26 protein-coding genes are annotated in these 25,232 nt (G+C 69.0%); 11 read left to right on the top strand and 15 right to left on the bottom strand.

The features are described from left to right. Window positions 1-8 precede the first annotated feature (8 nt). The 4 genes from xylA (at window position 9) to MCHLDSM_RS01945 (ending at window position 4,472) form a co-directional block, all read left to right on the top strand. Window positions 9-1,232, top strand: coding sequence for a xylose isomerase (gene xylA, locus MCHLDSM_RS01960; protein ID WP_048468734.1), 1,224 nt, complete (start codon window positions 9-11; stop codon window positions 1,230-1,232). Window positions 1,233-1,302: 70 nt separating this feature from the next. After that, a complete protein-coding gene (locus MCHLDSM_RS01955; RefSeq protein ID WP_048468644.1) occupies window positions 1,303-2,382 on the top strand; it encodes a sugar ABC transporter substrate-binding protein in 1,080 nt (359 codons plus the stop codon). Between the two features lie 7 nt (window positions 2,383-2,389). Continuing rightward, complete coding sequence (locus MCHLDSM_RS01950; protein WP_048468643.1) at window positions 2,390-3,181, top strand: ATP-binding cassette domain-containing protein; 792 nt, start codon at window positions 2,390-2,392, stop codon at window positions 3,179-3,181. A gap of 13 nt (window positions 3,182-3,194) precedes the next feature. Continuing rightward, window positions 3,195-4,472 carry a sugar ABC transporter permease gene (locus MCHLDSM_RS01945; RefSeq protein ID WP_048468642.1) on the top strand — a complete coding sequence of 426 codons (1,278 nt, stop codon included), beginning with the start codon at window positions 3,195-3,197 and terminating at the stop codon, window positions 4,470-4,472. Between the two features lie 4 nt (window positions 4,473-4,476). Here MCHLDSM_RS01945 and MCHLDSM_RS01940 read toward each other — a convergent pair whose 3' ends face one another. Genes MCHLDSM_RS01940 through fadD3 form a run of 5 tightly spaced genes read right to left on the bottom strand, consistent with a single transcriptional unit; the run spans window position 4,477 to window position 10,185 of the window. After that, entirely contained in the window at window positions 4,477-5,631 is a 1,155-nt protein-coding gene (locus MCHLDSM_RS01940; protein WP_048468641.1) for a pyridoxal phosphate-dependent aminotransferase, read from the bottom strand. A 9-nt stretch (window positions 5,632-5,640) separates the two neighbouring features. Next, the gene (gene ipdE2 / locus MCHLDSM_RS01935; RefSeq protein WP_048468640.1) at window positions 5,641-6,588 is read right to left on the bottom strand and encodes an acyl-CoA dehydrogenase IpdE2; all 948 of its coding nucleotides are present in this window, start codon (window positions 6,586-6,588) and stop codon (window positions 5,641-5,643) included. Continuing rightward, window positions 6,585-7,538 (bottom strand): acyl-CoA dehydrogenase family protein, encoded by a 954-nt coding sequence (locus MCHLDSM_RS01930; RefSeq protein ID WP_048468639.1) that lies wholly within the window; start codon window positions 7,536-7,538, stop codon window positions 6,585-6,587. The genes ipdE2 and MCHLDSM_RS01930 overlap by 4 nt, the downstream gene beginning before the upstream one ends. A gap of 5 nt (window positions 7,539-7,543) precedes the next feature. Beyond that, a complete protein-coding gene (locus tag MCHLDSM_RS01925) occupies window positions 7,544-8,668 on the bottom strand; it encodes an acyl-CoA dehydrogenase family protein (RefSeq protein WP_048468638.1) in 1,125 nt (374 codons plus the stop codon). Beyond that, on the bottom strand, window positions 8,668-10,185 hold the full coding sequence (gene fadD3 / locus MCHLDSM_RS01920) for a 3-((3aS,4S,7aS)-7a-methyl-1,5-dioxo-octahydro-1H-inden-4-yl)propanoate--CoA ligase FadD3 (RefSeq protein WP_048468637.1): 1,518 nt from the start codon (window positions 10,183-10,185) through the stop codon (window positions 8,668-8,670). The genes MCHLDSM_RS01925 and fadD3 overlap by 1 nt, the downstream gene beginning before the upstream one ends. 59 nt (window positions 10,186-10,244) lie before the next feature. On the opposite strand from fadD3, the gene ipdE1 reads away from it, so the two are divergent. The 4 genes from ipdE1 to fadA6 are packed head-to-tail and all read left to right on the top strand — an operon-like array spanning window position 10,245 to window position 13,928. Next, on the top strand, window positions 10,245-11,393 hold the full coding sequence (gene ipdE1, locus MCHLDSM_RS01915) for an acyl-CoA dehydrogenase IpdE1 (protein ID WP_048468636.1): 1,149 nt from the start codon (window positions 10,245-10,247) through the stop codon (window positions 11,391-11,393). Beyond that, window positions 11,390-12,181: a (5R,7aS)-5-hydroxy-7a-methyl-1-oxo-2,3,5,6,7,7a-hexahydro-1H-indene-carboxyl-CoA reductase gene (gene ipdF / locus MCHLDSM_RS01910; protein WP_048468635.1), complete on the top strand. Its 792-nt coding sequence runs from the start codon at window positions 11,390-11,392 to the stop codon at window positions 12,179-12,181. Before ipdE1 ends, ipdF begins: the two co-directional genes overlap by 4 nt. Further along, a complete protein-coding gene (gene kstR2 / locus MCHLDSM_RS01905; protein ID WP_048468634.1) occupies window positions 12,178-12,783 on the top strand; it encodes a TetR family transcriptional regulator KstR2 in 606 nt (201 codons plus the stop codon). The genes ipdF and kstR2 overlap by 4 nt, the downstream gene beginning before the upstream one ends. Further along, on the top strand, window positions 12,780-13,928 hold the full coding sequence (gene fadA6 / locus MCHLDSM_RS01900) for a steroid 3-ketoacyl-CoA thiolase FadA6 (protein WP_048468633.1): 1,149 nt from the start codon (window positions 12,780-12,782) through the stop codon (window positions 13,926-13,928). The genes kstR2 and fadA6 overlap by 4 nt, the downstream gene beginning before the upstream one ends. Window positions 13,929-13,940: 12 nt before the next feature. On the opposite strand, the gene MCHLDSM_RS01895 is transcribed toward fadA6, so the two are convergent. From MCHLDSM_RS01895 to echA20, 7 genes are read right to left on the bottom strand one after another with little or no spacing between them, the layout of a single operon-like run. After that, a complete protein-coding gene (locus tag MCHLDSM_RS01895; RefSeq protein WP_048468632.1) occupies window positions 13,941-15,053 on the bottom strand; it encodes an NDMA-dependent alcohol dehydrogenase in 1,113 nt (370 codons plus the stop codon). A gap of 45 nt (window positions 15,054-15,098) precedes the next feature. Then, window positions 15,099-15,845, bottom strand: a complete 747-nt coding sequence (locus MCHLDSM_RS01890; protein WP_048468631.1) for a hypothetical protein — start codon at window positions 15,843-15,845, stop codon at window positions 15,099-15,101. Continuing rightward, window positions 15,842-16,489: a SatD family protein gene (locus MCHLDSM_RS01885; RefSeq protein ID WP_048468630.1), complete on the bottom strand. Its 648-nt coding sequence runs from the start codon at window positions 16,487-16,489 to the stop codon at window positions 15,842-15,844. The genes MCHLDSM_RS01890 and MCHLDSM_RS01885 overlap by 4 nt, the downstream gene beginning before the upstream one ends. Window positions 16,490-16,532: 43 nt before the next feature. Then, complete coding sequence (ipdC, locus tag MCHLDSM_RS01880; RefSeq protein ID WP_048468629.1) at window positions 16,533-17,606, bottom strand: (3aS,4S,5R,7aS)-5-hydroxy-7a-methyl-1-oxo-octahydro-1H-indene-4-carboxyl-CoA dehydrogenase; 1,074 nt, start codon at window positions 17,604-17,606, stop codon at window positions 16,533-16,535. A gap of 2 nt (window positions 17,607-17,608) precedes the next feature. Next, entirely contained in the window at window positions 17,609-18,358 is a 750-nt protein-coding gene (ipdB, locus tag MCHLDSM_RS01875; RefSeq protein WP_048468628.1) for a cholesterol ring-cleaving hydrolase subunit IpdB, read from the bottom strand. Beyond that, the gene (ipdA, locus tag MCHLDSM_RS01870) at window positions 18,355-19,245 is read right to left on the bottom strand and encodes a cholesterol ring-cleaving hydrolase subunit IpdA (protein WP_048468627.1); all 891 of its coding nucleotides are present in this window, start codon (window positions 19,243-19,245) and stop codon (window positions 18,355-18,357) included. The genes ipdB and ipdA overlap by 4 nt, the downstream gene beginning before the upstream one ends. Window positions 19,246-19,279: 34 nt before the next feature. Then, entirely contained in the window at window positions 19,280-20,035 is a 756-nt protein-coding gene (gene echA20, locus MCHLDSM_RS01865; RefSeq protein WP_048468626.1) for a (7aS)-7a-methyl-1,5-dioxo-2,3,5,6,7,7a-hexahydro-1H-indene-carboxyl-CoA hydrolase, read from the bottom strand. Window positions 20,036-20,088: 53 nt separating this feature from the next. Between echA20 and MCHLDSM_RS01860 the strand changes: the two genes are divergently transcribed. Beyond that, the gene (locus MCHLDSM_RS01860; protein ID WP_048468625.1) at window positions 20,089-20,871 is read left to right on the top strand and encodes an SDR family oxidoreductase; all 783 of its coding nucleotides are present in this window, start codon (window positions 20,089-20,091) and stop codon (window positions 20,869-20,871) included. Window positions 20,872-20,885: 14 nt separating this feature from the next. After that, on the top strand, window positions 20,886-21,791 hold the full coding sequence (locus MCHLDSM_RS01855) for an SDR family oxidoreductase (RefSeq protein ID WP_048468624.1): 906 nt from the start codon (window positions 20,886-20,888) through the stop codon (window positions 21,789-21,791). A 1-nt stretch (window position 21,792) separates the two neighbouring features. Here the strand turns inward: MCHLDSM_RS01855 and MCHLDSM_RS01850 are convergent, their stop codons facing one another. The 3 genes from MCHLDSM_RS01850 to MCHLDSM_RS01840 are packed head-to-tail and all read right to left on the bottom strand — an operon-like array spanning window position 21,793 to window position 23,832. Then, window positions 21,793-22,272 carry a nitroreductase family deazaflavin-dependent oxidoreductase gene (locus MCHLDSM_RS01850; protein WP_048468733.1) on the bottom strand — a complete coding sequence of 160 codons (480 nt, stop codon included), beginning with the start codon at window positions 22,270-22,272 and terminating at the stop codon, window positions 21,793-21,795. 10 nt (window positions 22,273-22,282) lie between these two features. Further along, the gene (locus MCHLDSM_RS01845) at window positions 22,283-22,669 is read right to left on the bottom strand and encodes a DUF8021 domain-containing protein (RefSeq protein ID WP_048468623.1); all 387 of its coding nucleotides are present in this window, start codon (window positions 22,667-22,669) and stop codon (window positions 22,283-22,285) included. Beyond that, the gene (locus MCHLDSM_RS01840; RefSeq protein WP_048468622.1) at window positions 22,669-23,832 is read right to left on the bottom strand and encodes a steroid 3-ketoacyl-CoA thiolase; all 1,164 of its coding nucleotides are present in this window, start codon (window positions 23,830-23,832) and stop codon (window positions 22,669-22,671) included. The genes MCHLDSM_RS01845 and MCHLDSM_RS01840 overlap by 1 nt, the downstream gene beginning before the upstream one ends. A gap of 121 nt (window positions 23,833-23,953) precedes the next feature. Here MCHLDSM_RS01840 and MCHLDSM_RS01835 point away from each other — a divergent pair, with 121 nt between their 5' ends. Next, window positions 23,954-25,216: a cytochrome P450 gene (locus MCHLDSM_RS01835; protein WP_048468621.1), complete on the top strand. Its 1,263-nt coding sequence runs from the start codon at window positions 23,954-23,956 to the stop codon at window positions 25,214-25,216. The last annotated feature ends 16 nt before the right edge of the window (window positions 25,217-25,232 follow it).

The following is a 25,232-nucleotide window of genomic DNA, read 5'->3' as shown; positions in this document are numbered from 1 at the left end:
GCTTTCTCATGACCGTTCTGGAATCCGGCACCGCCGCCTCGGATGCGCTGTCGCCGACCCCGTCCGACAAGTTCTCCTTCGGTCTGTGGACCATCGGCTGGCCGGCGAACGACCCGTTCGGCGTCGCCACCCGGCCCGCGCTCGACGTGGTGGAGGCCGTCGAGCGGCTCGCCGAACTGGGGGCCTACGGGCTCACCTTCCATGACGACGACCTCTTCCCGTTCGGCAGCTCCGAGGCCGAGCGGCGGCGGATGATCGACCGGCTGAGTGCCGCGCTGTCGGCCACCGGCGTGGTGGTGCCGATGGTGACCACCAATCTGTTCACCCAGCCGGTGTTCAAAGACGGCGGGTTCACCAGCAACGACCGCGGGGTGCGTCGTTTCGCGTTGCGCAAGGTCCTGCGCAACCTCGACCTCGCCATGGAACTCGGTGCCGAGACGTTCGTGCTGTGGGGCGGGCGTGAGGGCAGTGAATACGATTCGGCCAAGGACGTGCAGGCCGCCTTCGAACGCTACCGCGAGGCGCTGGATCTGTTGTGCCAGTATGTGATCGACCAGGGCAGCGGACTGCGGTTCGCCATCGAGCCCAAGCCCAACGAACCCCGTGGCGACATCCTGCTGCCGACCGTCGGGCACGCGCTGGCGTTCATCGACACCCTGGCCCACCCCGAGATGGTCGGCGTCAATCCCGAGACGGGCCACGAGCAGATGGCCGGCCTGAATTTCATGCACGGCATCAGTCAGGCGCTCTACAGCGGCAAGCTCTTCCACATCGACCTCAACGGTCAGCGCGGCATCAAGTTCGACCAGGACCTCGTGTTCGGCCACGGCGACCTGGCCAACGCGTTCGCACTGGTCGATCTGCTCGAACACGGTGGTCCGGAGGGCGGCCCCGCCTACGCCGGACCTCGCCACTTCGACTACAAGCCCAGCCGCACCGAAGACATGGCGGGGGTGTGGGCGTCGGCCGCGGCGAACATGAGGATGTATCTGCTTCTGCGGGAACGCGCCGCCGCGTTCCGCGCCGATCCCGCCGTGCTCGAGGCGATGGCCCAGGCTAAGGTCGCCGAGCTACGGACGCCGACGCTCGACCCTGGCGAAACCTATGCCGACCTGCTCGCCGACCGGTCCGCCTACGAGGATTTCGACACCGATTCCTACTTCGGCGCAAAGGGATTCGGCTTCGTCGCACTCAACCAACTGGCTCTCGAGCACCTGATGGGTGCGCGGTGAGCCGCTGGACGTGACGTGCATCACGTTATAAGTTGCCCCAGATAACAAAACTCGTTCGGAGGCCAGTCCCGTGACACGTACGCGCACCCTGCTCACCGCCCTGCTCACGACCACCGTCGTCGCGGTCAGCCTCAGCGGCTGCAGCAGTTCCGATTCCGGCGGCGGAAGCAGCCAGAGCGGTAAAGGCAAGATCGGCGTCATCCTGCCCGACACGAAATCCTCGGTGCGGTGGGAGACCAAGGACCGTCCCGCGCTCGAGGCCGCCTTCAAAGAGGCGGGGGTGGAGTACAACATCCAGAACGCCGAGGGCTCGGCCGACCAGATGGCGACCATCGCCGACGGCATGATCGCCGACGGCGTGACGGTGCTGGCGATCGTCAACCTGGACTCCGACAGCGGCGCCTCCATCCAGCAGAAGGCCGCCTCGCAAGGGGTGAAGACCATCGACTACGACCGGCTCACGCTCGGCGGTTCGGCCGATGCCTACGTCTCGTTCGACAACACCAAAGTCGGCGAGCTGCAGGGCCAGGGCCTGGTGGACTGCCTCGGCGGTAAGCCCGCCAATGTGGTGTTCCTCAACGGCTCGCCCACCGACAACAACGCCACCCTGTTCTCCACCGGCGCGCACTCGGTGATCGACGCGACGCCGAGCATCAAGAACGTGGGGGAGCAGGCCGTGCCGGACTGGGACAACGACAAGGCGGTCACCATTTTCGAGCAGCTCTACACCGCGGCCGGCGGGAAGGTCGACGGCGTCTACGCCGCCAACGACGGGTTGGCGGGCTCGGTGATCTCGATCCTGGACAAGAACAAGCGCGCCGGTCAGGTGCCGGTCACTGGACAGGACGCCACCGTGGAAGGCCTGCAGAACATCCTCGCCGGCACCCAGTGCATGACCGTGTACAAGTCCGCCACCGAGGAGGCGGGCGCACTGGCGAAGGCCGCGATCGCGTTGGCCAACGGCCAGACACCGGAGACCAACAGCACGTCCCGCGACGATCAGGGCAACCGCGACGTGCCGTCGGTGCTGCTGACGCCGAAGTCGATCACCAAGGACAACGTCGATGTCGTCTTCACCGACGGCGGCCAGTCCAAGGACGAGGTGTGCGCCGGTCAGTTCGCGGCGATGTGCTCGGCGGCGGGATTGTAGAGCCGACATGGTCGACCCGGTCTCGACCGAGCCCATTCTCGAACTCCGCTCTGTCAACAAGAGTTTCGGCGTCGTGCACGTGCTGCACGACATCGATTTCCGCGTCTATCCCGGGCAGGTCACCGCGCTGGTCGGTGACAACGGCGCGGGAAAGTCCACTCTGGTCAAGGCGATCGCGGGGATCCATCCCATCGACACCGGCACCTACCTCTTCGAGGGGCAGCCGGTCACCGTGCACGGTCCCAACGACGTGGCGGCGCTCGGTGTCGAGGTCGTCTATCAGGACCTGGCGCTGTGCGACAACCTGGACATCGTCGAGAACATGTTCCTCGGAAGGGAACTCACCCACCGCGGCGTGCTCGACGAAGCCCGCATGGAGACGATGGCGCGCGACGCGCTGAAGTCGCTGTCGGTGCGCACCGTCACCTCGGTGCGCCAGACGGTGTCGAGCCTGTCGGGCGGGCAGCGTCAGACCGTGGCGATCGCGAAGTCGGTGCTGTGGAACTCGAAAGTGGTCCTGCTGGACGAGCCCACGGCCGCACTCGGCGTCGCGCAGACCCAACAGGTCATCGATCTGGTGCGCCGGCTGGCCGACCAGGGGGTGGGCGTCGTGCTGATCTCGCACAACCTGGGCGACGTCTTCGAGGTGGCCGACCGGATCTGCGCGCTGTATCTGGGCCGGGTGGCGGCCGACGTCAAGACCGCCGACGTGACCCACAGCCAGGTCGTCGAACTGATCACCGCGGGTCGCTCCGGCAGCCTCGGGCTGGCGCCGGCCGAAGCCGCGGAGTCGATGTAGTGAAGGACACGCAATGACCACAGTCGGTTCGCCCGCCGGGGGCGCGGTGGCCGCGTCCGATTTCGCGGCGGACACGCACTCGGATGCCGGATTCGGCGACGCGGTGCGGGCGTACGTCCGCCGCGTCCGCGGCGGCGACATGGGATCGCTGCCCGCGGTGCTCGGCCTCATCGTGCTGTTCGTGGTGTTCGGTCTGGCCAACGACCGCTTCATGTCGGCGCTCAATCTGGCCAACCTGATCACGCAGGCCGGCTCGATCTGTGTACTGGCGATGGGCCTGGTGTTCGTGCTGCTGCTCGGCGACATCGACCTGTCCGCCGGTGTGGCGGGCGGGGTGTCGGCGTGCGTGATGGCACTGACCATCGTCGAGGCACGGTGGCCGTGGTGGGCGGCGGTGCTGGCCGGCATCGCGTGCGGCGCGGCGATCGGTCTGGCCATCGGTGTGCTGCGCGCAAAGCTCGGAATCCCGTCGTTCGTCGTGACGTTGGCGTTCTTCCTCGGGTTGCAGGGCGTCACCCTCAAGCTCATCGGGGAGGGCGGCTCGGTACGGGTGGACAACCCGGTGATCCGCGGTCTGACGGTGAGCAACCTGCCGGTGACGGTCGGCTGGGCGATCGCGTTCGCGGTGGTCGTCGGGTTCGGCGCGCTCGAGGTCTGGCAGTACCAGCGCAAGCGGTCCCTGCAGTTGGCGCACGCCCCGCTCGGCGTGGTCGTCGCGCGCGTGGTCGCCGTCGCCGTCGTGGTTCTCGGTGTCACGTTCGTGATGAGCGTGAATCGCAGCGTCAACCCGAACGTGCAGATCCGCGGGGTGCCCTATGTGCTGCCCCTGATCCTGGTGCTGCTGATCGCGATGACCCTGCTGCTCAAGCGGACCGCGTACGGTCGGCACATCTACGCCGTCGGCGGTAACGCCGAAGCCGCCCGGCGGGCCGGCATCTCGGTCAACCGGATCCGGGTGTCGGTGTTCATCGCCTGCTCGTCGCTGGCCGCGCTGAGCGGGATCATCGCCGCGTCCTACGCCGGGAAGGTGTCCGCGTCGTCGGGGGCGGGCAACACGCTGCTGTACGCGGTCGGTGCGGCGGTGATCGGCGGCACCAGCCTGTTCGGTGGCCGCGGACGCGCGGTCGACGCGGTGATCGGCGGCGTCGTCGTGGCGACGATCGCCAACGGGCTCGGGCTGCTCAACCAGTCGTCGTACATCAACTTCCTGGTGACCGGAGGCGTGCTGCTGCTTGCCGCGAGCGTGGACGCGATCTCGCGGCGCCGTCGTTCGTCGACCGGGCTGGGGTGAGCGCTCAGCTCAGCCAGCCGCCGATGCGGCGCAGCGCCTCCTCGATGTCGGCGGTGGGTCCGGCGAAGGACAGCCGGACGTACGCGCCGCCCCGCACGGTGTCGAAGTCGACGCCCGGAGCGATGGCAACCCCGGTGTCTCCCAACAGCTTCGAACAGAAGCTCAGCGAGTCGGTGGTCCACCGCGACACGTCGGCGTAGACGTAGAACGCCCCGTCGGTGGGCGCGAGCCGATCGACCCCGATCGCGCGCAGGTCGTCGAGCAGCAGCGTGCGGTTCGCCGCGTACCCGTCGAGCAGGGACTCCGCCTCGGCGATCGACTCCGGCGTGAACGCAGCGACGGCGGCCAGCTGCGGCAGCACCGGCGGACAGATGGTGAAGTTGCCCGTCAGGCGATCGACGGCGCGCCTGAGCTCCCGGGGTACCAGCATCCATCCCAGCCGCCAGCCCGTCATCGCGAAGTACTTCGAGAAACTGTTCATCACAACGGATTCCCGGGAGGTCTCCCACGCGCAGCTGGTCGCCGGGGCTCCGGGATACACCAGCCCGTGGTACACCTCGTCGCTGATCAGCCGCACCCCCGACGACGCGCACCAGCCGGCGATCGCGGCGAGCTCGTCTGGCGGGATCACGGTGCCGGTCGGGTTGGCCGGACTCGCGACGACTACCCCGGCGACCGGCGGGTCCAGTTCGGTGAGCATCGCCAGCGTCGGCTGGAACCGGGTGTCGGGGCCGCACGGCAATTCGACGACCTCGCAGCCCAGCGCCGTCAGGATGTTGCGGTAGCAGGGATATCCGGGACTGGCGATCGCCACCCGGTCGCCGGCGTCGAAACAGGCCAGGAACGCCAGCAGGAAGCCCCCGGAGGAGCCCGTGGTGATCACGACGTCGTCGGGGTCGACGGTGAGTCCGTGGCGGTGCAGGTACGCCCCGGCGATCGCGGCGCGCAGCTCGGGGATGCCGAGGGCGACCGTGTAGCCGAGCCGGTCGTGCTGCAGCGCGGTGACGGCAGCCTCTCGGACCGCCGCCGGCGCACCGGCGCTGGGCTGTCCGGCGGACAGGTTGACCAGGTCGCCGTGCGTGCGCGCCCGCTCCGCGGCGGCCAGCCACACGTCCATCACATAGAACGGGGGGATGCCGGCCCGCAGCGAGACGCTCATCCCGCCAGGCTAGAACACCTCGGATTCGAGGCGGCGCAGCTGCTCGCGCGGCGGACCGAGCAGCTGCGCGCTGCCGTGCGCGCGCTTGAAGTACAGCTGGATGTCGCTCTCCCAGGTGATCGCGATGCCGCCGTGCAGCTGCACGGCCTCGGCGGCCACCAGCGACAGGGCCTCACTGGCGGCCAGCCGGGCCAGCGCCGCGGAGGCTGCCGAGGGTTCGGCGATCGCCCCGTCGACGACGGCCCTGGCCGTTTCGACGGCCACGTGCATGTCGGCCATCCGGTGCTTGAGCGCCTGGAAGCTGCCGATCGGGCGGCCGAACTGCACGCGGTCCTTGGTGTAGGCGACCGTGCGGTCCAGGCATCGTGCCGCCGCGCCGACCTGCTCGGCCGCCAGCAGGAGCGCCGCGGTGTCGGCCAGCCCGGGGTCCGGGCCGAGTACCGCGGTGTCGGTGGGCTCGAGCGCGGCCAGCGGGCGGGTGATGTCCATCGCGACGGCCGGGGTCGTGGTGAAAGAGCGCCAGTGCGTGAGTGATTCGCCGTCGGCGGCGATCACCACGTCGGCCACGTTGCCGTTGACGACGTAGCCCGGGTCGAACACGACGGTGCCGATCGCGCTGCCCTCGGCCAGCGCCTCCAGCAGATCGGTGTCGGGGTCGTCGAGCGACAGCAGGGCCAGCTGGGCCAGGATCGTGCCGAGCAGCGGCGTCGGCACCAGCGCCTTGCCCAGTTCCTCGAGCACCACCGCGGCGTCGGCGAGTTCGCCGCCCGCGCCGCCGAGTTCCTCGGGCACCACCAGCGCGGCGGCGCCGACCTGTTCGCAGAGCATCGTCCACAGCGCCTCGTCGTAACCGCGCTCCGACGCCGCCGCCGCGCGCACGGCCTCGGAGGAGGCGTGTTTGTCGACCAGCGCTGCGACGGTGTCGCGCAACAACTCCCGTTCTTCGCTCGAACTCACAGTGCCTCCAACACTCGTCGACGGTGCCACGTCGGGTCGCCCCAGGCGGGGCGCAGCGCCTGCACCCGCAACAGCAGCAGCGACAGGTCGTGCTCCTGGGTGTAGCCGATCGCACCGTGGGTCTGCAGTGCCGACCGGGCCGCGAGCAGCGCGGCGTCGGCTGCGGCGACCTTGGCGGCGCTGACGTCGCGGGCGGTGTCGCCGGAGCCGTCCGCCAGGGACAGCGCGGCTCCGTACACCAGCGGTCGCGCCATCTCGACCGCGATCAGCACGTCGGCGAGCTTGTGCTTGATCGCCTGGTAGGTGCCGATGATGGTGCCGAATTGGCTGCGCTGCTTGGCGTAGTCGACCGAGGCGTCGAGCATCGCCTGTGCGGCGCCGATCAGCTGTGCCGCGGTGGCCAGGGCGCCGAATTCGAACGCCCGCGCCACATCGGCGGGCCGGCCGTCTCCGGCGGCGGTGACGTCGAACAGGTGCCGGCTCGGATCGACCGATTCCTGCCGCGCGCCGGCGGCGGCGTCACTGACCTGTCCGTCGGCGGCGAGCAGCACCAGCCCGGCGGTGTCGGCGTCGACCGCCCGCGCGACCAGAGGCGGGGCGGCCACGGTGGCGACGAGGTCCCCGGACGCCAGCGCACCCGCGCGCTCGTCGTCGGCCAGCAGGATCGGGGCCACCGCGATCGATTCCGTCACGGGCCCCGGCACATTCCAGCGGCCCAGCCGCTCCAAGGCCACCACCAGGTCGACGGGATGGGCGTCGATACCGTCGAAACGTTCGGGCACCATCAGGGCGGTCACGCCCAGGTCGGACAGCTGCGCCCACGCCTTGCGTCCGGGCGCGGCGTCGCCTGCGGCCCAGGCCCGCACGGCGTCGGGCAGGTTCGCAGCACTCAGGGCGGCATCGATACTCGCCGCGAAATCCCGCTGCTGGTCGTCGATCTCGAAGTTCACGTCATCTACTTTCGGGGCAGGCCCAGCAGCCGCTCGGCGATGATGTTGCGCTGGATCTCGTTGGTTCCGGCATAGATCGGGCCGCCGAGCGCGAACAGCAGGCCCTCGGTGACCGAGTCCATCAATTCCCCGTCGGCGCCGCGCAGATCCAGCGCGGTCTGGTGCAGGGCCACGTCGAGCTCGGACCAGAACACCTTGGTGATCGAGGATTCGGCGCCCAGTTCGCCGCCGTTGCTCACCCGCGTCACGGTGCCGAACGTGTGCAGGCGGTAGGCCTGCGCCTTGATCCACGCGTCGGCGACGCGGTCGGTGAAGGCCGGGTCGGGATCGTTCTTCCATTGCGCGACTAGACGTTCCGCCGGTGCCAGGAACCGGGCCGGGCTGCGCAGCGACATGCCCCGCTCGTTGCTCGACGTGCTCATCGCCGCCCGCCACCCGTCGTGCACCCCGCCGATCACGTCCTCGTCTGGCACGAACACGTCGTCGAGGAAGATCTCCCCGAATCCGGTGGCGCCGCCGAGCTGCGCGATCGGCCGCACCGTCACCCCGTCGGCCTTCAGGTCGAACATCACGTAGGTGAGGCCCTTGTGCCGCTGCGCCTCGGGGTCGGAGCGGAACAGCCCGAAGGCGCGCTCCCCGAACACCGCCCGGGAGCTCCAGATCTTCTGCCCGTTGAGCAGCCAGCCGCCGTCGGTCCTGGTGGCCGTCGAGCGCAGCGACGCCAGATCGCTGCCCGATTCGGGTTCCGACCACGCCTGGGCCCAGATCTCCTCGCCGCTGGCCATCTTCGGCAGCACACGGTCGCGTTGCTCCTCGGTGCCGTGGGCGAACAGCGTGGGCGCGAGCATCGACGTGCCGTTGGCGCTGGCCCGGCCCGGGGCGCCGGCGCGGAAGTATTCCTCCTCGTAGACGATCCACTGCAGCAGCGACGCGTCACGCCCGCCGTACTGTTCCGGCCACGTGATCACCGACAGCCCGGCGTCGAAGAGCACTTTGTCCCAGCGGCGGTGCTGTTCGAAACCCTCTGCGGTGTCGTAGGACTCGGTGGGGAAGTCGTCGGTGTGGGCGGCGAGGAACTCGCGCACCTCGGCGCGGAACTCCTCGGTGGCCTCGTCGAAGGTCAGGTCCATCAGCGTCTCCCTCGCAGTTGGGGTTTGACCACCTTGCCGCCGGGGTTGCGCGGCAGCGCGTCGAGGAACTCGACCGAGCGCGGGGTCTTGAAGTTGGCCAGGTGGGCGCGCGCGTGCTCGATGACGGTCTTCTCGTCGAGATCGGCGCCGGGCAGCGCGACGACGAACGCCTTGCCGACCTCGCCGAGCCGGTCGTCGGGCACCCCGATGACGGCCGCCTCGGCGACGCCGGGCAGCCGGGCGAGCACCTGTTCGATCTCGGCCGGGTAGACGTTGAAGCCGCCGCAGATGTACATGTCCTTGAGGCGGTCGGTGATCTTCAGATTGCCGGCTTCGTCGAGCTCGCCGACATCGCCGGTGTGCAGCCAGCCGTCGGCGTCGATCGCCGCGGCCGTGGCGTCCGGATCGTCGAGGTAGCCCAGCATCACGTTGGGTCCTCGCAGCAGCACCTCGCCGGCGTCGCCGATGCGCAACTCGAAGTCCGCGATCGGGCGGCCCGACGTCGTCGCGACGGTCACTGCGTCGTCGTCGGCCCGGCACATCGTGCCGAACCCGGCGGCCTCGGTCAGACCGTAGGCGGTCAGCACGATGTCGATTTCGAGCTCGTTCTGCATCCGTTCGATCAGCACCACCGGAATCGTGGCGGCCCCAGTGACCGCGAATCGCAGTGAGCTGAGATCGAATTCGGTGCGCTTCGGGTGGTCGAGCAGGGTCTGGTAGATCGTCGGCGGTCCGGGCAGCGCCGTGATGCGGTGCTCCTGCACGGCCCGCATCGTCTTCTCCGGGTCGAACGTCAGCTCAGGAAACAGCGTCGCGCCGGTCTGCAGGCAGGCCAGGATGCCGGCCTTGTAGCCGAAGTTGTGGAAGAACGGGTTGATGCACAGATAACGGTCGGCGCTGGTGACCTGCCCGCACGCCGCCCACGCCGCCGACGCGTCGAGGGACTGCCGCTGCGCGCAGCGCACCCCCTTGCTGCGACCGGTGGTGCCGGAGGTGAACAGGATGTCGGAGACGTCGTCGGAGCCCACGGCCGCGGCGCGCGCGTCCACCGCGGCGAGGTCCGTGCCCGTCGCCACGAACTCGTCCCACGTCCCGTCGGCCTGTTCGACCGGGATGCGCACGACGTGACGGAGTGCGGGCAGCGACGACCGTTCGACGCTCGCTGCCTTGTCGGCGCCGAGGAACTCGCCCGAGGCGAACAGCAGTGGCGCCGCGGTGCGGGCCAGGATGTCGGTGGCCTCACTGGCGGTGTAGCGGGTGTTGAGCGGGACGAGCACCCCGCCGGCGTGGTGAATGGCCAGGCAGGCCACCACCCAGTGCCAGGTGTTCGGCGACCAGATAGCCACGCGGTCGCCGGGTTCGACGCCGGCCTCGATGATCGCCGCGGCGGCCTGGCGAACCTCGGTGCGCAGCCCGGCGAACGAAAGTGTCCTGGTGGGCGTGACCACCGCGGGGTGGTCGGGGAGCTCGCGCGCGATCCGGTCCAGAACCGCGGGAGTGGTCCGCTGTGGTGACATTCCCGGGTCGTCCTCTGTCCCTCTAACAAAGCAAGTGCTTGGTAGGTTAGCCTACAGGGATGATAGAGGTCCAGGAGTTCAGGGCGCAGGTGCGCGACTGGCTCGCCGAGAACCTCGTCGGCGAGTTCGCCGCGCTCAAGGGTCTCGGCGGCCCCGGCCGCGAGCACGAAGCCTTCAAAGAGAGGCTGGAGTGGAACCGCCACCTGGCGGCGGCCGGCCTCACCTGTCTGGGCTGGCCGACCGAACACGGCGGCCGCGGGCTCTCGGTGGCGCACCGCGTCGCGTTCTACGAGGAGTACGCGAAAGCCGACGCCCCCGACAAGGTCAATCACCTGGGTGAGGAGCTGCTCGGCCCGACGCTGATCGCCTACGGCACCCCCGAACAGCAGAAACGCTTCCTGCCGAAGATCCTCGACGTCACCGAGCTGTGGTCGCAGGGCTACTCCGAACCGGGGGCCGGCAGCGATCTGGCCAACGTCGCGACCACCGCCGTGCTCGACGGTGACCAGTGGGTGATCAACGGCCAGAAGGTGTGGACGTCGCTGGCGCACTGGGCGCAGTGGTGCTTCGTGGTGGCCCGCACCGAGAAGGGCTCCAAGCGCCACGCCGGCCTGTCCTATCTGCTGGTGCCTCTCGACCAGCCCGGTGTCGAGATCCGCCCGATCATCCAGCTGACCGGCGACTCCGAGTTCAACGAGGTGTTCTTCGACGACGCCCGCACCGATGCCGACCTGGTGGTCGGCGAGCCCGGCGACGGGTGGCGCGTGGCGATGGGGACGCTGACGTTCGAACGCGGGGTGTCCACGCTCGGCCAGCAGATCCGTTACGCGCGCGAGCATTCCAACCTCGTGGAGGTGGCCAAGCGCACCGGCGCCGCCGACGACCCGTTGATCCGGGAACGGCTGGTCCGGTCCTGGGCCGGCCTCAAGGCGATGCGGTCCTATGCGCTGGCCACGATGGACGAGGACCGCCCGGGTGCCGACTGCGTGTCGAAGCTGCTGTGGGCCAACTGGCATCGTGAGCTGGGCGAGATCGCGATGGACGTGGTCGGGATGTCGGGGCTGACGCTGCCGGACGGTGAGTTCGGTGAGTGGCAGCGCCTCTACCTGTTCTCCCGCGCCGACACCATCTACGGCGGCTCGAACGAGGTGCAGCGCAACATCATCGCCGAGCGGGTGCTCGGCCTGCCCAGAGAGGCTCGAGCGTGACCGATCTGTCCGTCGCCCCCGCCGAGATCGAGGGCCACAACCTGCTGGCCGGCAAGGTCGTCCTCGTCACCGCGGCCGCGGGAACCGGCATCGGGTCGACCACGGCACGGCGTGCCCTGGCCGAAGGCGCCGACGTCGTCGTCTCCGACTACCACGAACGCCGGTTGGGGGAGACGCGCGACGAACTCGCCGCCCTCGGTCTGGGCACCGTGCACGCCGTGGTGTGCGACGTCACCTCCACCGCGGCCGTCGACGCGCTGATCACCGCGGCCGTGGAACAGGCCGGCCGGCTCGACGTCCTGGTGAACAACGCCGGGCTCGGCGGCCAGACCCCGGTGGTCGACATGACCGACGACGAGTGGGACCGGGTGCTCAACGTGACGCTGACCTCGGTGATGCGGGCGACGCGCGCCGCGCTGCGGTACTTCCGCGACGCCGGCCACGGCGGCGTGATCGTCAACAACGCCAGCGTCCTCGGCTGGCGCGCGCAGCACTCCCAATCCCATTACGCCGCAGCCAAAGCCGGTGTGATGGCGCTGACGCGATGCAGCGCGATCGAGGCCGTCGAGTTCGGCGTGCGGATCAACGCGGTGTCACCCAGCATCGCGCGGCACAAGTTCCTGGAGAAGACCTCGAGCAGTGAGCTGCTCGACCGGCTGTCCCAGGGCGAGGCGTTCGGCCGCGCCGCCGAACCGTGGGAGGTTGCGGCCACCATCGCGTTCCTGGCCAGCGACTACTCCAGTTACCTGACCGGCGAGGTGATCTCGGTGTCGAGTCAGCACCCATGAGCGCCGGACCCGCCAACACCCGTCGTGACGAGCTCCTCTCGCTCGCCGCGACGATGTTCGCCGAGCGCGGGCTGCGGGCCACCACGGTCCGCGACATCGCCGACTCCGCCGGAATCCTCTCGGGCAGTCTGTACCACCACTTCTCGTCGAAGGAGGAGATGGTCGACGAGGTGCTGCGCGGGTTCCTCGACTGGCTCTTCGAGCGGTACCGCCAGATCGTGGAGACCGAGCCGAACCCGTTGGAGCGCCTCAAAGGACTGTTCATGGCGTCCTTCGAGGCGATCGCCACCCGGCACGCCGAGGTCGTGATCTACCAGGACGAGGCCAAGCGGTTGTCGGCGCAGGAGCGGTTCTCCTACGTCGAGGAGCGCAACAAAGAGCAGCGCAAGATGTGGGTCGACGTCCTCACCCAGGGCATCGAGGAGGGCTACTTCCGCCCGGACGTCGACGTCGATCTCGTCTACCGGTTCATCCGCGACACCACCTGGGTGTCGGTTCGCTGGTTCCAACCGGGCGGGCCGCTCACCGCCGAAGAGGTTGGTCGGCAGTATCTTTCGATCGTCCTCGGCGGCATCACCACCACGAAAAGGAGCTCCTCATGAGTGAGGCATACGTCATCGACGCCGTCCGCACCGCCATCGGCAAGCGCAACGGATCGCTGGCCGGTGTGCACCCGGTCGACCTCGGGGCCGCCGCATGGCGCGGCCTGTTCGACCGCAACGACGTCGACCCGGGAGCCGTCGACGACGTGATCGCCGGATGCGTCGACGCGATCGGCCCGCAGGCCGGCAACATCGCGCGGCTGTCGTGGCTGGCCGCCGGCTTCCCCGAAGAAGTGCCGGGCGTGACCGTCGACCGGCAGTGCGGGTCGAGCCAGCAGGCGGTGTCGTTCGGCGCGCAGGCGATCATGTCGGGCACCGCCGACCTCATCGTCGCCGGCGGCATGCAGAACATGAGCCAGATCCCGATCAGTTCGGCGATGATCGTCGGCGAGCAGTTCGGATTCACCTCGCCGACCAACGAATCCAAGAGCTGGCTGCACCGCTACGGCGACCAGGAGATCTCGCAGTTCCGCGGTGCGGAACTGATCGCCGAGAAGTGGGGCATCTCCCGCGAGGAGATGGAGCAGTACGCGCTGACCAGCCATCAGCGCGCGCAGGCCGCGATCCGGGCCGGCCACTTCGACAACGAGATCCTCGAGGTGGACGGGTTCCGCGTCGACGAGGGACCCCGCGACACGTCACTGGAGAAGATGGCGACGCTCAAGACCCTCGTCGACGGTGGCCGACTGACCGCGGCGATGGCCAGCCAGATCTCCGACGGCGCGAGCGCCGTGCTGCTGGCCTCCGAGCAGGCGGTCAAGGAGCACGGTCTGAAGCCGCGCGCCCGCATCCACCACATCAGCGCCCGCGGCGCCGACCCGGTGTTCATGCTCACCGGGCCCATCCCCGCCACCCGCTATGCGCTGGACAAGACCGGGCTGTCGATCGACGACATCGACACCGTCGAGATCAACGAGGCGTTCGCGCCGGTGGTGCAGGCCTGGCTCAAGGAGACCAAGGCCGATCCCGAAAAGGTCAACCCCAGCGGCGGCGCGATCGCGCTCGGCCACCCGCTCGGTGCCACGGGCGCAAAGCTTTTCGCGACCATGCTGAACACACTGGAGCGCACCGGCGGGCGCTACGGCCTGCAGACGATGTGCGAAGGCGGCGGCACGGCCAACGTCACGATCATCGAGCGGCTGTAGGCGTCTGCGCGCTCAGTGGTCGTGCAGGATGACGCCGCGGATGTTGCGGCCCGCGCGCATGTCCTCGTAGCCCTCGTTGACCTCGGCCAGCTTGTACTCGTGGGTGACGGTCTCGTCGAGCAGCAGCTTGCCCTCGCGGTACAGCGACAGCAGCCGCGGGATGTCCGCGCGCGGGTTGGCCTCGCCGTAAAGGCTTCCCAATAGCCGCTTCTGGAACAGCGTGAACATCATCATGCCCAGCGTCGCCTGGTTGTCGGTCATCGAGGACAGGGCCGTCATCACCACGGCGCCGCCCTTGCGGATGATGTTGACCGCGTCGTCGAGCATCGACCCTTCCAGCAGCCCGACGGTCAGGATCGCCGAGTCGGCCATCACCCCGCGGGTCAGCTCCGCGACCAGCGCTGTCGCCTCGGGCAGGGACGTGACGAAATGTGTTGCGCCCAGCTGCATCGCCTTGGCCCGCTTGTCCTCGACGGGCTCGACGACCACGATCTTCTCCGCGCCGGCGATCCGCGCGCCCTGAACCGCGCCGCTGCCGATCCCGCCGAACCCGATCACCACCACGGTGTCGCCCGGTTGCACGTCGGCGGTGTTGACCGCCGACCCCCACCCGGTGGTGACGCCGCAGCCGAGCAGGCATGCCCGGGACAGCGGAAGGTCGTCGTCGATCTTGACGATCGATGCCTCCGGCACAGTGCCGTACTGGGAGAACGTGCCGACGAGCGCCATCACGCCGATGTCCTGCCCGCGGGCGTGACGCCGGTAGGTGCCGTCCAACTGGGTGCCGGCCATGATGATCGCGCCCAGGTCGCACAGGTTCTGGTGACCGGTCGAGCACCACCGGCATCGGCCGCAGGCGGGCAGGAACGAGGCGACGACGTGGTCGCCCGGTGCCAGACCGGTGACGCCGGCGCCGACTTCGCGTACGATCCCGGCGCCTTCGTGACCGCCGATCATCGGCAGCGGCACCGGCAGGTCGCCGGTGCGGATGTGCTCGTCGGAGTGGCAGAGCCCGGTGGCCTCCCACGACACCAGCACCTCGCCGTCGCCCGGCGGATCGAGATCGATCTCTTCGACGGTCCAGTCGGACCCGTACTCCCAGAGGATGGCCGCGTTGGTCTTCATCGGGCCGAGTCTAGGAAGGCGGCTCGGCCCCCGCGGCGGATTCGGTCAGGCCGCGGTGAGGGCGAGGCCGGCCAGCGCGATCAGCCAGCTCGCGAAGCTGCCGACCAAGAAGTACTCGGTGACTTCATCGATGCCGGAGCCGGCGGAGTCGCCGCTGTCCGCCGACTCCCTGCGTGCGGCGTTGAGCTCGGGGAAACGGATGATGCCCTTGGCCGCGATCACCGCCGAGGCCGCGCCGAACTGACCGCCCAGGCCGAGCCCGACGATCAGCAGCCGCTCCATCGGTCCCAGCAGCCGGCCGCCCTTGAGGCGGTCCGAGGGTTGCGGCACACCGGCGGGGCGGACCGCTCCGACCGCGCCGAGGATCAAGCGCACCAACTGATTTGCGGTGACCAGTTGCAGCAGGACGATCCCGAGGATCATCAGCGCCCGGTCCGGCTCCACCTCGTCGAGCCCGACCCATGGCAACCACCGGCCCAGCGGCCCGGCCACCTCCGACGACCAGCCTCCGAACGCGACCATCAGTGCCGCGCCCACGCCGAACACGGTCAGAGCCCGGCCGTGCCGGGTGCCCGTGCGCTCGGCCGCACCGCCCAGGACCACCCACGTGACCGACACCGCGGCGGCGACGACGAGTAGCGCGATGTCCCCGCGGTGCCAGAGCCCGGCCGACGCCGCGCACACGACGACGGTCAACGGACCCGTGACGAGGGCGAGCCACTGACGCGTGCTGAGTTTGCGGCAGATGTCGGCGACGCCGACGGCGATCAGGAACACGGCCAGGGCGCTCATCGGATCTCCCGGAGTTCCTCGGCGGCGACGAGGAGCAGGTCCAGCCCGGCCCGTCCGGCGCGCTGGGACACCGCCGAGGCGCTGATGCCCTCCGCCATCGCCACCTCCTTCTTGGAGCGTCCCGCCCGCATCCCGGCCAGAATCCGCAGGGCCCGCTCGTCCAGCGATCCAAGCAGATGGTCCCGACACAACAGGGCGGCGTTGACGGCGTGCGGGTCGGCTCCCTCGCCGGTGCCGTTGCGGAACGCGGTGCGGACGTGCGCCAGTCCGGGCTGCCGCTGGGCGGCTGCTGTCCACTCGATGGCCTCGCGGGCCGCCCACCATCCCGGCCCGTCCTGCACGCCCGTCTCGTCGAGTGCGGTGACCGCACCCCAGCCGATGCCGAACCGGACGTCGACGTCGGGCGCCAGAGTCAGCCGTAGCGTCAGGGCCGCGTCGATCGCGTGCCCGACCGTGGAATAGGCGCCCTGGAATTCGTCGCCGACCGTGATGGCGGGCGGATCGACCGCGCTGTCGGCGACGGCCGCCAGCGCCGCGGTCAGCCGGCGGTGCAGCCCGCGCCGGTCGGCGAACGTGCGGGAACCCACGACGTCACCGATGACCGTCGCACACAATGTTGAAGCCGCAGGCTTCACTCGAGCCATATGAAGACTATAGCTTCATTTGGACGCTATGAAGCTGATTGCTTCACCTTCTGATGAACGAGCCCGCGGATTCCAGATGCTCGATCGCCTCGCGCACGATGCTCTCGATCAGCTCGGCGCACGACGGCAGGTCGGAGATGATGCCGGCGACCTGACCGGAGGCGAGCACGCCGGCGTCGGTATTGCCCTCCACCAGGCCGGCTTTCAGCAGCATCGGGGTGTTGGCGGCCATCACCACCTGCGACCAGCTCAGGTCCTTGCCGTGTCGCATCGCCATGCCGTCGCGCATCATCGACCGCCACGTCATGCCGGTCATCTTCTTGAACTTCTGTGCGTTGGTCACCGCCGCGGCGAGGCCGCGCACCGGGGATCCGCTCTCCAGCTTCTCCACCAGGCCGGTGCGCAGGACCCGGTGCGGCATGCCGTCCACCCGGGTCGAGACGACGGTGCCGTCCAGCGCCGCCTGCAGGTAGCGCTCCTTCACCGCGTCGGGCACGGTCGAGTCGGAGGTCAGCAGGAAGCGGGTGCCCATGGCGACGCCTGCGGCGCCGTAGGACAGCGCGGCCGCGAGTCCCCGCCCGTCGAAGAAGCCGCCGGCGGCGATCACGGGCATCCCGGTGTCGGCGACCGCGTCGAGCACCGACGGCAGCAGCAGCGTGGTCGCGATCGGACCGGTGTGCCCGCCACCCTCGCCGCCCTGCACGATGACGGCGTCGGCGCCCCAGCCGGCGACCTTCTTCGCGTGCTTGGCGAGCCCCACGGACGGGATCACCACCACACCCGCTTCTTTGAGCCGTGCGATCAGATCGGGCTTGGGAGCCAGGGCGAAGGAGGCGACTTTGACTCCTTCGCGGATCAGGAGGTCGACGCGGTCGTTCGCGTCGCCGGCGTCGGCGCGGATGTTGATGCCGAAGGGTTTGTCGGTCGCGGCCTTGACCTTGGCCACGGCGGTCGTCAGCTCCTCGAGCGTCATGGTCGCCGAGGCGAGGATGCCGAGGCCGCCCGCATTCGAGGTCGCCGCCACCAGCCGCGCGCCGGCGACCCACCCCATCCCGGTCTGCACGACGGGATGTTCGATGCCCACCAGCTCGGTGAGCGGAGTCTGCAATGCGGCCATGGCTAGACCCTGACTTCCTTGTCGCGCAGCGCCTTCGGGTCGATCACCTCGCGCAGGATCGTCAGCTCGTCGGCGGTCGGCAGCCGGGTGGTGTCGGCCTCACCGAGTCCGTGCACCTCGAACGACGTGTTCTCGGCGACCTGCTCGGGCTCGATCCCGGGATGCAGCGACACCGCACGCATCTGGTGGTCGGGACCGTTGAAATCGAACACGCCCAGGTTGGTCACGACCCGGAAGACGTTGACGAACCGGTAGGCGGGATTGTCGGGATCGACCTTGTCCCAGCCGATTCCGGAGACCACGTCGACCGAGTCGCCGAACACCCGGGTGGAATGGTTGCCCACCCAGTAGCTGGTGGCGTGGTTGATGGTGTTGCCCGGTGCGCCGCGCACGCCGAACATCTGCCGGGTCGGGTGCTGCAGGGCCCCGAACGCCGACAGGTTCTGGTTACCGTAGCGGTCGATCTGGTTGGCGCCCATCACGACATGGCGACGGCCCCAGGCCAGCGTCTCGAACACCCGGCCGAACGGCATCCAGCCCTCGATCGCCGCGGCCGCGCCGATGGCGGGGGTGTCGGCGATCAGCCGGGCCTCACCGTCGGTGAGCAGGATGTCCGGGGAGAAGGTCAGCCGCGCCAGCCGGGCGCCGATCGAGACGATCGTGGTCATCGGGCTGACCATGATCTCGCCTGCGTCACGGAACAATTCGGCGCAGGCGACGGCGCACACCTCGGCGCGGGTTGCGGAGATCATGCTCGGTCCCCCTCGGTGGACTCCTTGAACTTGCGCACGGCCGCCTGGTAGTCGGCCTCGCTGCCGGACAGGTACGTCTGGACGAACGACGACCACGTCTCGTCGGATCCGGCGGCCTCGGCATAGTGCCGTTGGAACTTCTCGTCGCGCCGATAGTCGGGCTCGGCGGTGGTGAAGTGCGCACCGCCCGGCGCCTCGACGACGGTGTCGACCATCATCCGGTTGATCAGCAGAGCCTGCGGCGGAACCGATTTCACCAGTTCCTCGGTCGGCACCACCTTCTCGACCGACAGGTAACGCTTCTGGGCCGACATCAGGAACAGGTCGTCGAAGTACGGGTCGATACCCGTGTAGGCCGCGTTGCCTCGCGCGTCGCCGACGTTCATGTGCACGAACGCGGCGTCGAGGTTCAGCGCGGGCATCGCGATCAGTTCCTCGACGCCGTCACCCGTGGGGTACGGCGAACGCACGGTCTTGAGTTCGTCTCCCCAGAATGCGCGGACGTCGCTACCCAGTCCGGCGCGGATCGGCAGGAACGGCAGTCGCTGCGCGGCGGCCTGCAGTCCGCAGCGCAGCATGCCCTCGTCCATCTCGCGCGCCTCGATGGTCCCGGACGTGCGCGCCTTGGCGAACCACGGATCGTAGAACGGTGGCGAGTCCAGCGACACGAAGCCGTAGTAGACCCGCTTGATCTTGCCGGCCGAGCACAGCAGGCCGATGTCGGGTCCGCCGTAGCTCACCACGGTCAGGTCGGTGACGTCGGTGCGCAGCAGCGCCCGCACGAACGCCATCGGCTTGCGCCGCGATCCCCATCCGCCGATGCCGATCGTCATGCCGCTCTCGACCCCGGCGACCGCCTCGTCGAGAGTCGTTCTCTTGTCTGCCACTACTTCCCCGCTCGCTTCGCTCGTGCCCGCCGAATCATCTAGCTCTCTTGTCCGTCCCCGCGAACGCGTCGCGGTGCTCGTCGGACACGCCGGCGAGGTTGAGTTCGAACGTGAAGCCCTGCTCCATGCGGTAGCGCGCGTTGACCGGCTGGATGTCGATGAAGTTCAGCGCTTCCTTGGCGGCGCGGATCACCCGGGTGTCCTTGGACGCGATGTCGCGGGCCACCCGCAGCGCGGCGTCGTCGAGCTCCGCGCGGGGGACGACCTCGTGCACCGATCCGAAGTGGTGCAGCGTCGCGGCGTCGACGGTGGCCGCCGTGAAGAACAACCGGCGCATCATGTGTTGCGGTACAAGGCGGGACAGGTGCGTCGCCGCGCCGAGCGCCCCGCGCTCGACCTCGGGCAGCCCGAACTTCGCGTCGTCCGAGGCGACGATGACGTCGGCGTTGCCGACGAGCCCGATGCCGCCGCCCACGCAGAATCCGTTGACCGCGGCCACTACCGGCACCGCGCACTCGTACACCGCGCGGAACGCCTCGAAGCAGCCGCGGTTGGCGTCGATCAGCGCGGTGAAGCCCTCGGTCTTCTGCATCTCCTTGATGTCGACGCCGGCGTTGAAGCCGCGACCCTCCGCGCGCAGGATCACCACGTGCGTGCTGAGGTCACGGCCGGCCGCGGTGATCGCGTCGGCGAGTTCGAACCAGCCGCGCGACGGAATCGCGTTGACGGGCGGGTAGCCGACGGTGACCGAGACGATTCCCGGCTCCACCGTCGCGGTGGTGATCGGCATGCGCAACTCCTGGGTGGCTACCTAAGCAAGCACTTGCTTGGTACGCTAGCACAGTGACTGACGCCGTCGACAGCACCATCCGCCTCGCCCTCAGCGGCCGCGTCGTGCTCGTGACCGGCGGTGTGCGCGGTGTCGGCGCCGGTATCAGCAGGGTCTTCGCCGAGCAAGGCGCCACCGTCGTGACGTGTGCGCGCCGTCCCGTCGACGGATCCCCCTTCGAGTTCCGGGCCTGCGACATCCGCGACGACGACGCGGTCGCCGCCCTGGTCGACGGCATCGCCGCCGACCACGGCCGCCTCGACGTCGTGGTGAACAACGCCGGCGGCTCGCCCTACGTCCTGGCCGCCGAGGCGTCGGCGAAGTTCAGCCGCAAGATCGTCGAGCTCAACCTGCTCGGCGCATTGTCGGTGTCGACGCACGCCAATGCGGTGATGCAGCAGCAGGATTCGGGTGGGTCGATCGTGAACATCTCCAGTGTCAGCGGCCGGCGACCCACCCCCGGCACGGTCGCCTACGGCGCGGCGAAGGCCGGCATCGAGAACATGACCGCCACGCTCGCCGTCGAGTGGGCGCCCAAGGTGCGGGTGAACTCGGTGGTCGTCGGAATGGTCGAGACCGAGCAGTCCGAACTGTTCTACGGCGACGCCGACTCCATCGCCGCGATCTCGCGCAACGTGCCACTCGGCCGGCTCGCCCGACCGGAGGACATCGGCTGGGCCACCGCGTTCCTGGCATCCCCGGCGGCGTCCTACATCAGCGGGGCGTCGCTCGAGGTGCACGGCGGCGGCGAGCCACCGCACTACCTGTCGACCACCACTGCAGACATCAAACACTGAAGGAGACAACACACATGGGATTGCTCGACGGCCGTGTGGTCATCGTGACGGGTGCGGGCGGCGGAATCGGCCGGGCGCACGCCCTGGCTTTCGCCGCCGAGGGCGCGCGGGTGGTGGTCAACGACATCGGTGTGGGCCTGGATGGATCGCCGGCCGGCGGCGGCAGCGCCGCGCAGAGCGTCGTCGACGAGATCGTCTCCGCCGGAGGCGAAGCCGTCACCAGTGGCGCCAACGTCGCGGACTGGGCGCAGGCCGAAGGCCTCATCCAGACGGCCGTCGACGCGTTCGGCGGTCTCGATGTCCTGGTCAACAACGCCGGCATCGTGCGGGACCGGATGTTCGCGAACACCAGTGAAGAAGAGTTTGATGCGGTCACTGCCGTACACCTCAAGGGGCACTTCGCGACGATGAAGCACGCGGCCGCGTACTGGCGGGCCAAGTCCAAGGCCGGCGAGCAGGTCGACGCCCGCATCATCAACACCAGTTCCGGTGCGGGACTGCAGGGCAGCGTCGGGCAGGCCAACTACAGCGCCGCCAAAGCGGGCATCGCGGCGCTGACGCTCGTCGCCGCCGCCGAGATGGGCCGCTACGGGGTGTCGGTCAACGCGATCGCGCCGTCGGCGCGCACCCGGATGACCGAGACCGTCTTCGCGGACATGATGTCCACTCAGGACCAGGATTTCGACGCGATGGCGCCGGAGAACATCTCGCCGCTGGTGGTGTGGCTGGGCAGCGTCGAATCGCGGGACGTCACCGGCACGATGTTCGAGGTCGAGGGCGGCAAGATCCGCGTCGCCGAGGGATGGGCGCACGGACCGGAGATCGACAAGGGCGCGAAGTGGGATCCGGCCGAACTCGGCCCCGTCGTCGCCGACCTGCTGTCGAAGGCGCGCCCCGCGGTGCCCGTCTACGGGGCGTGATTCAGGCCGGGTCGCAGATGATGATCGGGATCTTGCGCGAGGTGTAGGACCGGTAGTTCGCGTAGTCGGGGTACATCGCGTCGAGCTTGGGCCAGTAGTGCTCGCGCTCAGCGTCATCGGCCTCGCGCGCGACGAGGGACAGTGTCTCCCGCTTGGTCTGGAACGACACGGTCGCGTGTGTCTTGATGTTGAGGTACCACATCGGGTGGGTGTCGCGGCCGCCCTGGGAAGCCACGAGCACGATCCGCTGGTCCTCCTGCAGGAACAGCAGCGGCACGTCACGGGGTTCGCCGCTCTTGCGGCCCTTCGTGGTCAGGATGCCGACCTCCGAGCCGCGCAGGAACTTGTCGCCGAACCGGCCGTTTGTCTTCTTGAACAGCCAGGTCTGCCCGCGCGACATCCACTTGATGGCGACGGCGACGGGCTTGGAGTTCAGACTCTTGATCTGCTTGTCCGACAGCGGACGGGAGGGTTCGGCCACGGCGTGCACCTTATCGCGTCAGGAACGGGCGAATGGAAGCGTTGATGTGGTGGATCTGGGCCCGGCCGGACGGGTCGTCGGCGGGGATCAGGAACGTCTCGTCGATGTGAGCGCCCACCCGGCGGCCAGCCAGTCGCGGCGTGGTCACCAGGTCGAAACGGGCCCGCACCGTGTCGCCGTCGACGGTGAACTCCGGTGTGGTGACCGCGTCGATCACCCGGTACTGCAGGCCACCGTTCAGGCTGCGCCGCAGGTGGTTTCCCGAGAAGCCCGTCTTGAGGCCGACCTCGACACGGGTGCACCCCGGCGCGAACGGGACACCGTCGGCGTCGTGGCTCGCCAGCGCGCTGATGTAGGCCTGCGCCGCGGCGATGCGGTCCGCATCAGAAATCCCCACTAGATCCGCTCGATGATGGTTCCGGTCGACAGCGCACCGCCGGCGCACATCGTGATCAGCGCGGTGGTCTTGTCGGTGCGCTCGAGCTCGTGCAGCGCGGTGGTGATGAGCCGGCTGCCGGTGCTGCCCACCGGGTGACCGAGCGCGATCGCCCCGCCGTTGACGTTGACGGTGTCCATGTCGGGCTCGTGCACCCGGGCCCAGGAGAGCACGACCGAGGCGAACGCCTCGTTGATCTCCGTGATGTCGATGTCGCCCATCTTCATGCCGGCCTTCTCGAGCACCTTGGCCGTCGACTGCACCGGCCCGTCGAGGTGGTAGTACGGTTCGGCGCCGACGAGGGCCTGGCTGACGATGCGTGCCCGCGGCGTGAGGCCGAGTGCGCGGGCCTTCTCTTCGTCCATCCACAGCACCGCCGCGGCACCGTCGGAGATCTGCGACGAGGTGCCCGCGGTGTGAATGCCGCCCTCCAGCACCGGGTTCAGGGACGCCAGCCCCTCGAGGGTGGTGTCCCGCAGCCCCTGGTCGCGGGTCACGGGCGCCCGCTCGTCGGTGGGCTTCTTGTTCTCGTCGAGCACAGGGGCCTCGATCGGGCTGATCTCCCGGTCGAACCGGCCCTCGGCCCAGGCCTGCTTGGCCTTGCGCTGTGACTCGAAGCCGAAGCGGTCGATCTCCTCCCGGCTGATGCCGCGCCGCTTGGCGATCCGTTCGGCCGCGGTGAACTGGTCGGGCAGATCGATGTCCCACGACGCCGGGCGGATGATGCTGCGATCCGGGCCGGCATTGGCGCCGAGTCCCACGCGGCTCATCGCCTCGATGCCGCACGCGATGCCGACATCGATGGCGCCCGAGGCGATCAGACCCGCCACCAGACCGTTGGCCTGCTGGCCGCTGCCGCACTGGCAGTCGATGGTCACCGCGCCGACGTGATCGGGCAGCCCGGCCACCAGCCAGCCCACCCGGGTGATGTTGTTGGACTGCTCGCCGAACTGCGTGACGCAGCCGCCGATGACCTGCTCGACCTCGCCGGCGTCGATACCGGCCTTCTCGACGAGGGCCTTCTGGACGGCACCGAGCAACTCGGTGGCGTGCAGTCCGGAGAGCCAGCCGTTGCGCTTGCCGATGGGGCTGCGGGTGGCTTCGACGATGACAGGGTTACCCATGGCGCCAGGCTAGAACACGTTTCATTACTCTGACAAGCGGCGATGCCGCCGTGCCTTTTATCTGCGGTGGAGGCATGTTTTACTGGCACTAGAACACGTTGCAATTGAGGAGTGCTTCCCTATGCCTGGCCCGAACTCTTGCCCGATCAGCCCCGACTTCGACTTCCTCGACGCGAGCCTGAATCTCGAGCGTCTGCCCGTAGAAGAGTTGGCGCAACTCCGGCATTCCGAGCCTGTCCACTGGGTGGACGTGCCGGGCGGCACCGGAGGCTTCGGCGACAAGGGTTACTGGCTGGTGACCAAGCACGCCGATGTCAAGGAGGTGTCCAAGCGCAACGACCTGTTCGGCAGCTCGCCCGACGGCGCGATCCCGACGTGGCCGCAGGGCATGACCCGCGACGCGATCGACCTCCAGAAGGCCGTGCTGCTGAACATGGATGCGCCCCAGCACACCCGGCTGCGCAAGATCATCTCCCGCGGGTTCACGCCGCGCGCCGTGGGACGGCTCGAGGCCGAGTTGCGCGACCGCGCGCAGCAGATCGCCCGGACCGCCGCCGCCGAGGGCTCGGGAGACTTCGTCGAGCAGGTGTCGTGTGAGCTGCCGCTGCAGGCCATCGCCGGTCTCCTCGGTGTCCCGCAGGAGGATCGCGACAAGCTGTTCCGGTGGTCGAACGAGATGACCGCCGGTGAGGACCCCGAGTACGCCGACGTCGACCCTGCGATGTCGTCCTTCGAGCTCATCACCTACGCGATGAAGATGGCCGAGGAGCGCAAGAACAACCCGACCGAGGACATCGTCACCAAGCTCATCGAGGCCGACATCGAGGGCGAGAAGCTCTCCGACGACGAGTTCGGTTTCTTCGTGGTGATGCTGGCGGTGGCCGGCAACGAGACCACCCGCAATTCGATCACCCACGGCATGATCGCGTTCTCCCAGAACCCCGAGCAATGGGAGCTCTACAAGAAGGAACGGCCGGAGACCGCCGCCGACGAGATCGTCCGCTGGGCCACGCCGGTGTCGGCCTTCCAGCGCACCGCGCTGGAGGACACCGAACTCGGCGGGGTGGCCATCAAGAAGGGCGAGCGCGTCGTGATGTCCTACCGCTCGGCCAACTTCGACGAAGAGGTCTTCGAGAACCCGGACCGGTTCGACATCATGCGTAGCCCGAACCCGCACGTCGGTTTCGGCGGCACCGGAGCGCACTATTGCATCGGGGCGAACCTCGCGAAGATGACGATCAACCTGATCTTCAACGCCGTCGCCGACAACATGCCGGAACTCAAGCCGATCGGTGATCCGGAGCGGTTAAAGTCGGGCTGGCTCAACGGCATCAAACACTGGCAGGTGGACTACACCGGCAAGGGTTGCCCGGTCAGCCACTGACACATCGAGACTCGAG

It is taken from the genome of Mycolicibacterium chlorophenolicum (assembly GCF_001044235.1).
Taxonomy (GTDB): Bacteria; Actinomycetota; Actinomycetes; order Mycobacteriales; family Mycobacteriaceae; genus Mycobacterium; species Mycobacterium chlorophenolicum.
This window is presented reverse-complemented; position numbering and strand designations above follow the sequence as displayed.

What these genes read in the sequence shown, in the direction of transcription:
- ipdE1 (WP_048468636.1), top strand. Translation starts at nt 10,245, where the DNA reads ATGATAGAGGTCCAGGAGTTCAGGGCGCAGGTGCGCGACTGGCTCGCC.
- MCHLDSM_RS01835 (WP_048468621.1), top strand. Translation starts at nt 23,954, where the DNA reads ATGCCTGGCCCGAACTCTTGCCCGATCAGCCCCGACTTCGACTTCCTC.
- MCHLDSM_RS01940 (WP_048468641.1), bottom strand. Translation starts at nt 5,631, where the DNA reads ATGAGCGTCTCGCTGCGGGCCGGCATCCCCCCGTTCTATGTGATGGAC.
- echA20 (WP_048468626.1), bottom strand. Translation starts at nt 20,035, where the DNA reads ATGCCGATCACCACCGCGACGGTGGAGCCGGGAATCGTCTCGGTCACC.
- MCHLDSM_RS01945 (WP_048468642.1), top strand. Translation starts at nt 3,195, where the DNA reads ATGACCACAGTCGGTTCGCCCGCCGGGGGCGCGGTGGCCGCGTCCGAT.
- MCHLDSM_RS01950 (WP_048468643.1), top strand. Translation starts at nt 2,390, where the DNA reads ATGGTCGACCCGGTCTCGACCGAGCCCATTCTCGAACTCCGCTCTGTC.
- ipdC (WP_048468629.1), bottom strand. Translation starts at nt 17,606, where the DNA reads ATGGCCGCATTGCAGACTCCGCTCACCGAGCTGGTGGGCATCGAACAT.
- MCHLDSM_RS01895 (WP_048468632.1), bottom strand. Translation starts at nt 15,053, where the DNA reads ATGAAGACCAACGCGGCCATCCTCTGGGAGTACGGGTCCGACTGGACC.
- xylA (WP_048468734.1), top strand. Translation starts at nt 9, where the DNA reads ATGACCGTTCTGGAATCCGGCACCGCCGCCTCGGATGCGCTGTCGCCG.
- MCHLDSM_RS01925 (WP_048468638.1), bottom strand. Translation starts at nt 8,668, where the DNA reads ATGGACCTGACCTTCGACGAGGCCACCGAGGAGTTCCGCGCCGAGGTG.
- fadD3 (WP_048468637.1), bottom strand. Translation starts at nt 10,185, where the DNA reads ATGTCACCACAGCGGACCACTCCCGCGGTTCTGGACCGGATCGCGCGC.
- ipdB (WP_048468628.1), bottom strand. Translation starts at nt 18,358, where the DNA reads ATGATCTCCGCAACCCGCGCCGAGGTGTGCGCCGTCGCCTGCGCCGAA.
- kstR2 (WP_048468634.1), top strand. Translation starts at nt 12,178, where the DNA reads ATGAGCGCCGGACCCGCCAACACCCGTCGTGACGAGCTCCTCTCGCTC.
- fadA6 (WP_048468633.1), top strand. Translation starts at nt 12,780, where the DNA reads ATGAGTGAGGCATACGTCATCGACGCCGTCCGCACCGCCATCGGCAAG.
- MCHLDSM_RS01855 (WP_048468624.1), top strand. Translation starts at nt 20,886, where the DNA reads ATGGGATTGCTCGACGGCCGTGTGGTCATCGTGACGGGTGCGGGCGGC.
- MCHLDSM_RS01840 (WP_048468622.1), bottom strand. Translation starts at nt 23,832, where the DNA reads ATGGGTAACCCTGTCATCGTCGAAGCCACCCGCAGCCCCATCGGCAAG.
- MCHLDSM_RS01890 (WP_048468631.1), bottom strand. Translation starts at nt 15,845, where the DNA reads ATGAGCGCCCTGGCCGTGTTCCTGATCGCCGTCGGCGTCGCCGACATC.
- MCHLDSM_RS01885 (WP_048468630.1), bottom strand. Translation starts at nt 16,489, where the DNA reads ATGGCTCGAGTGAAGCCTGCGGCTTCAACATTGTGTGCGACGGTCATC.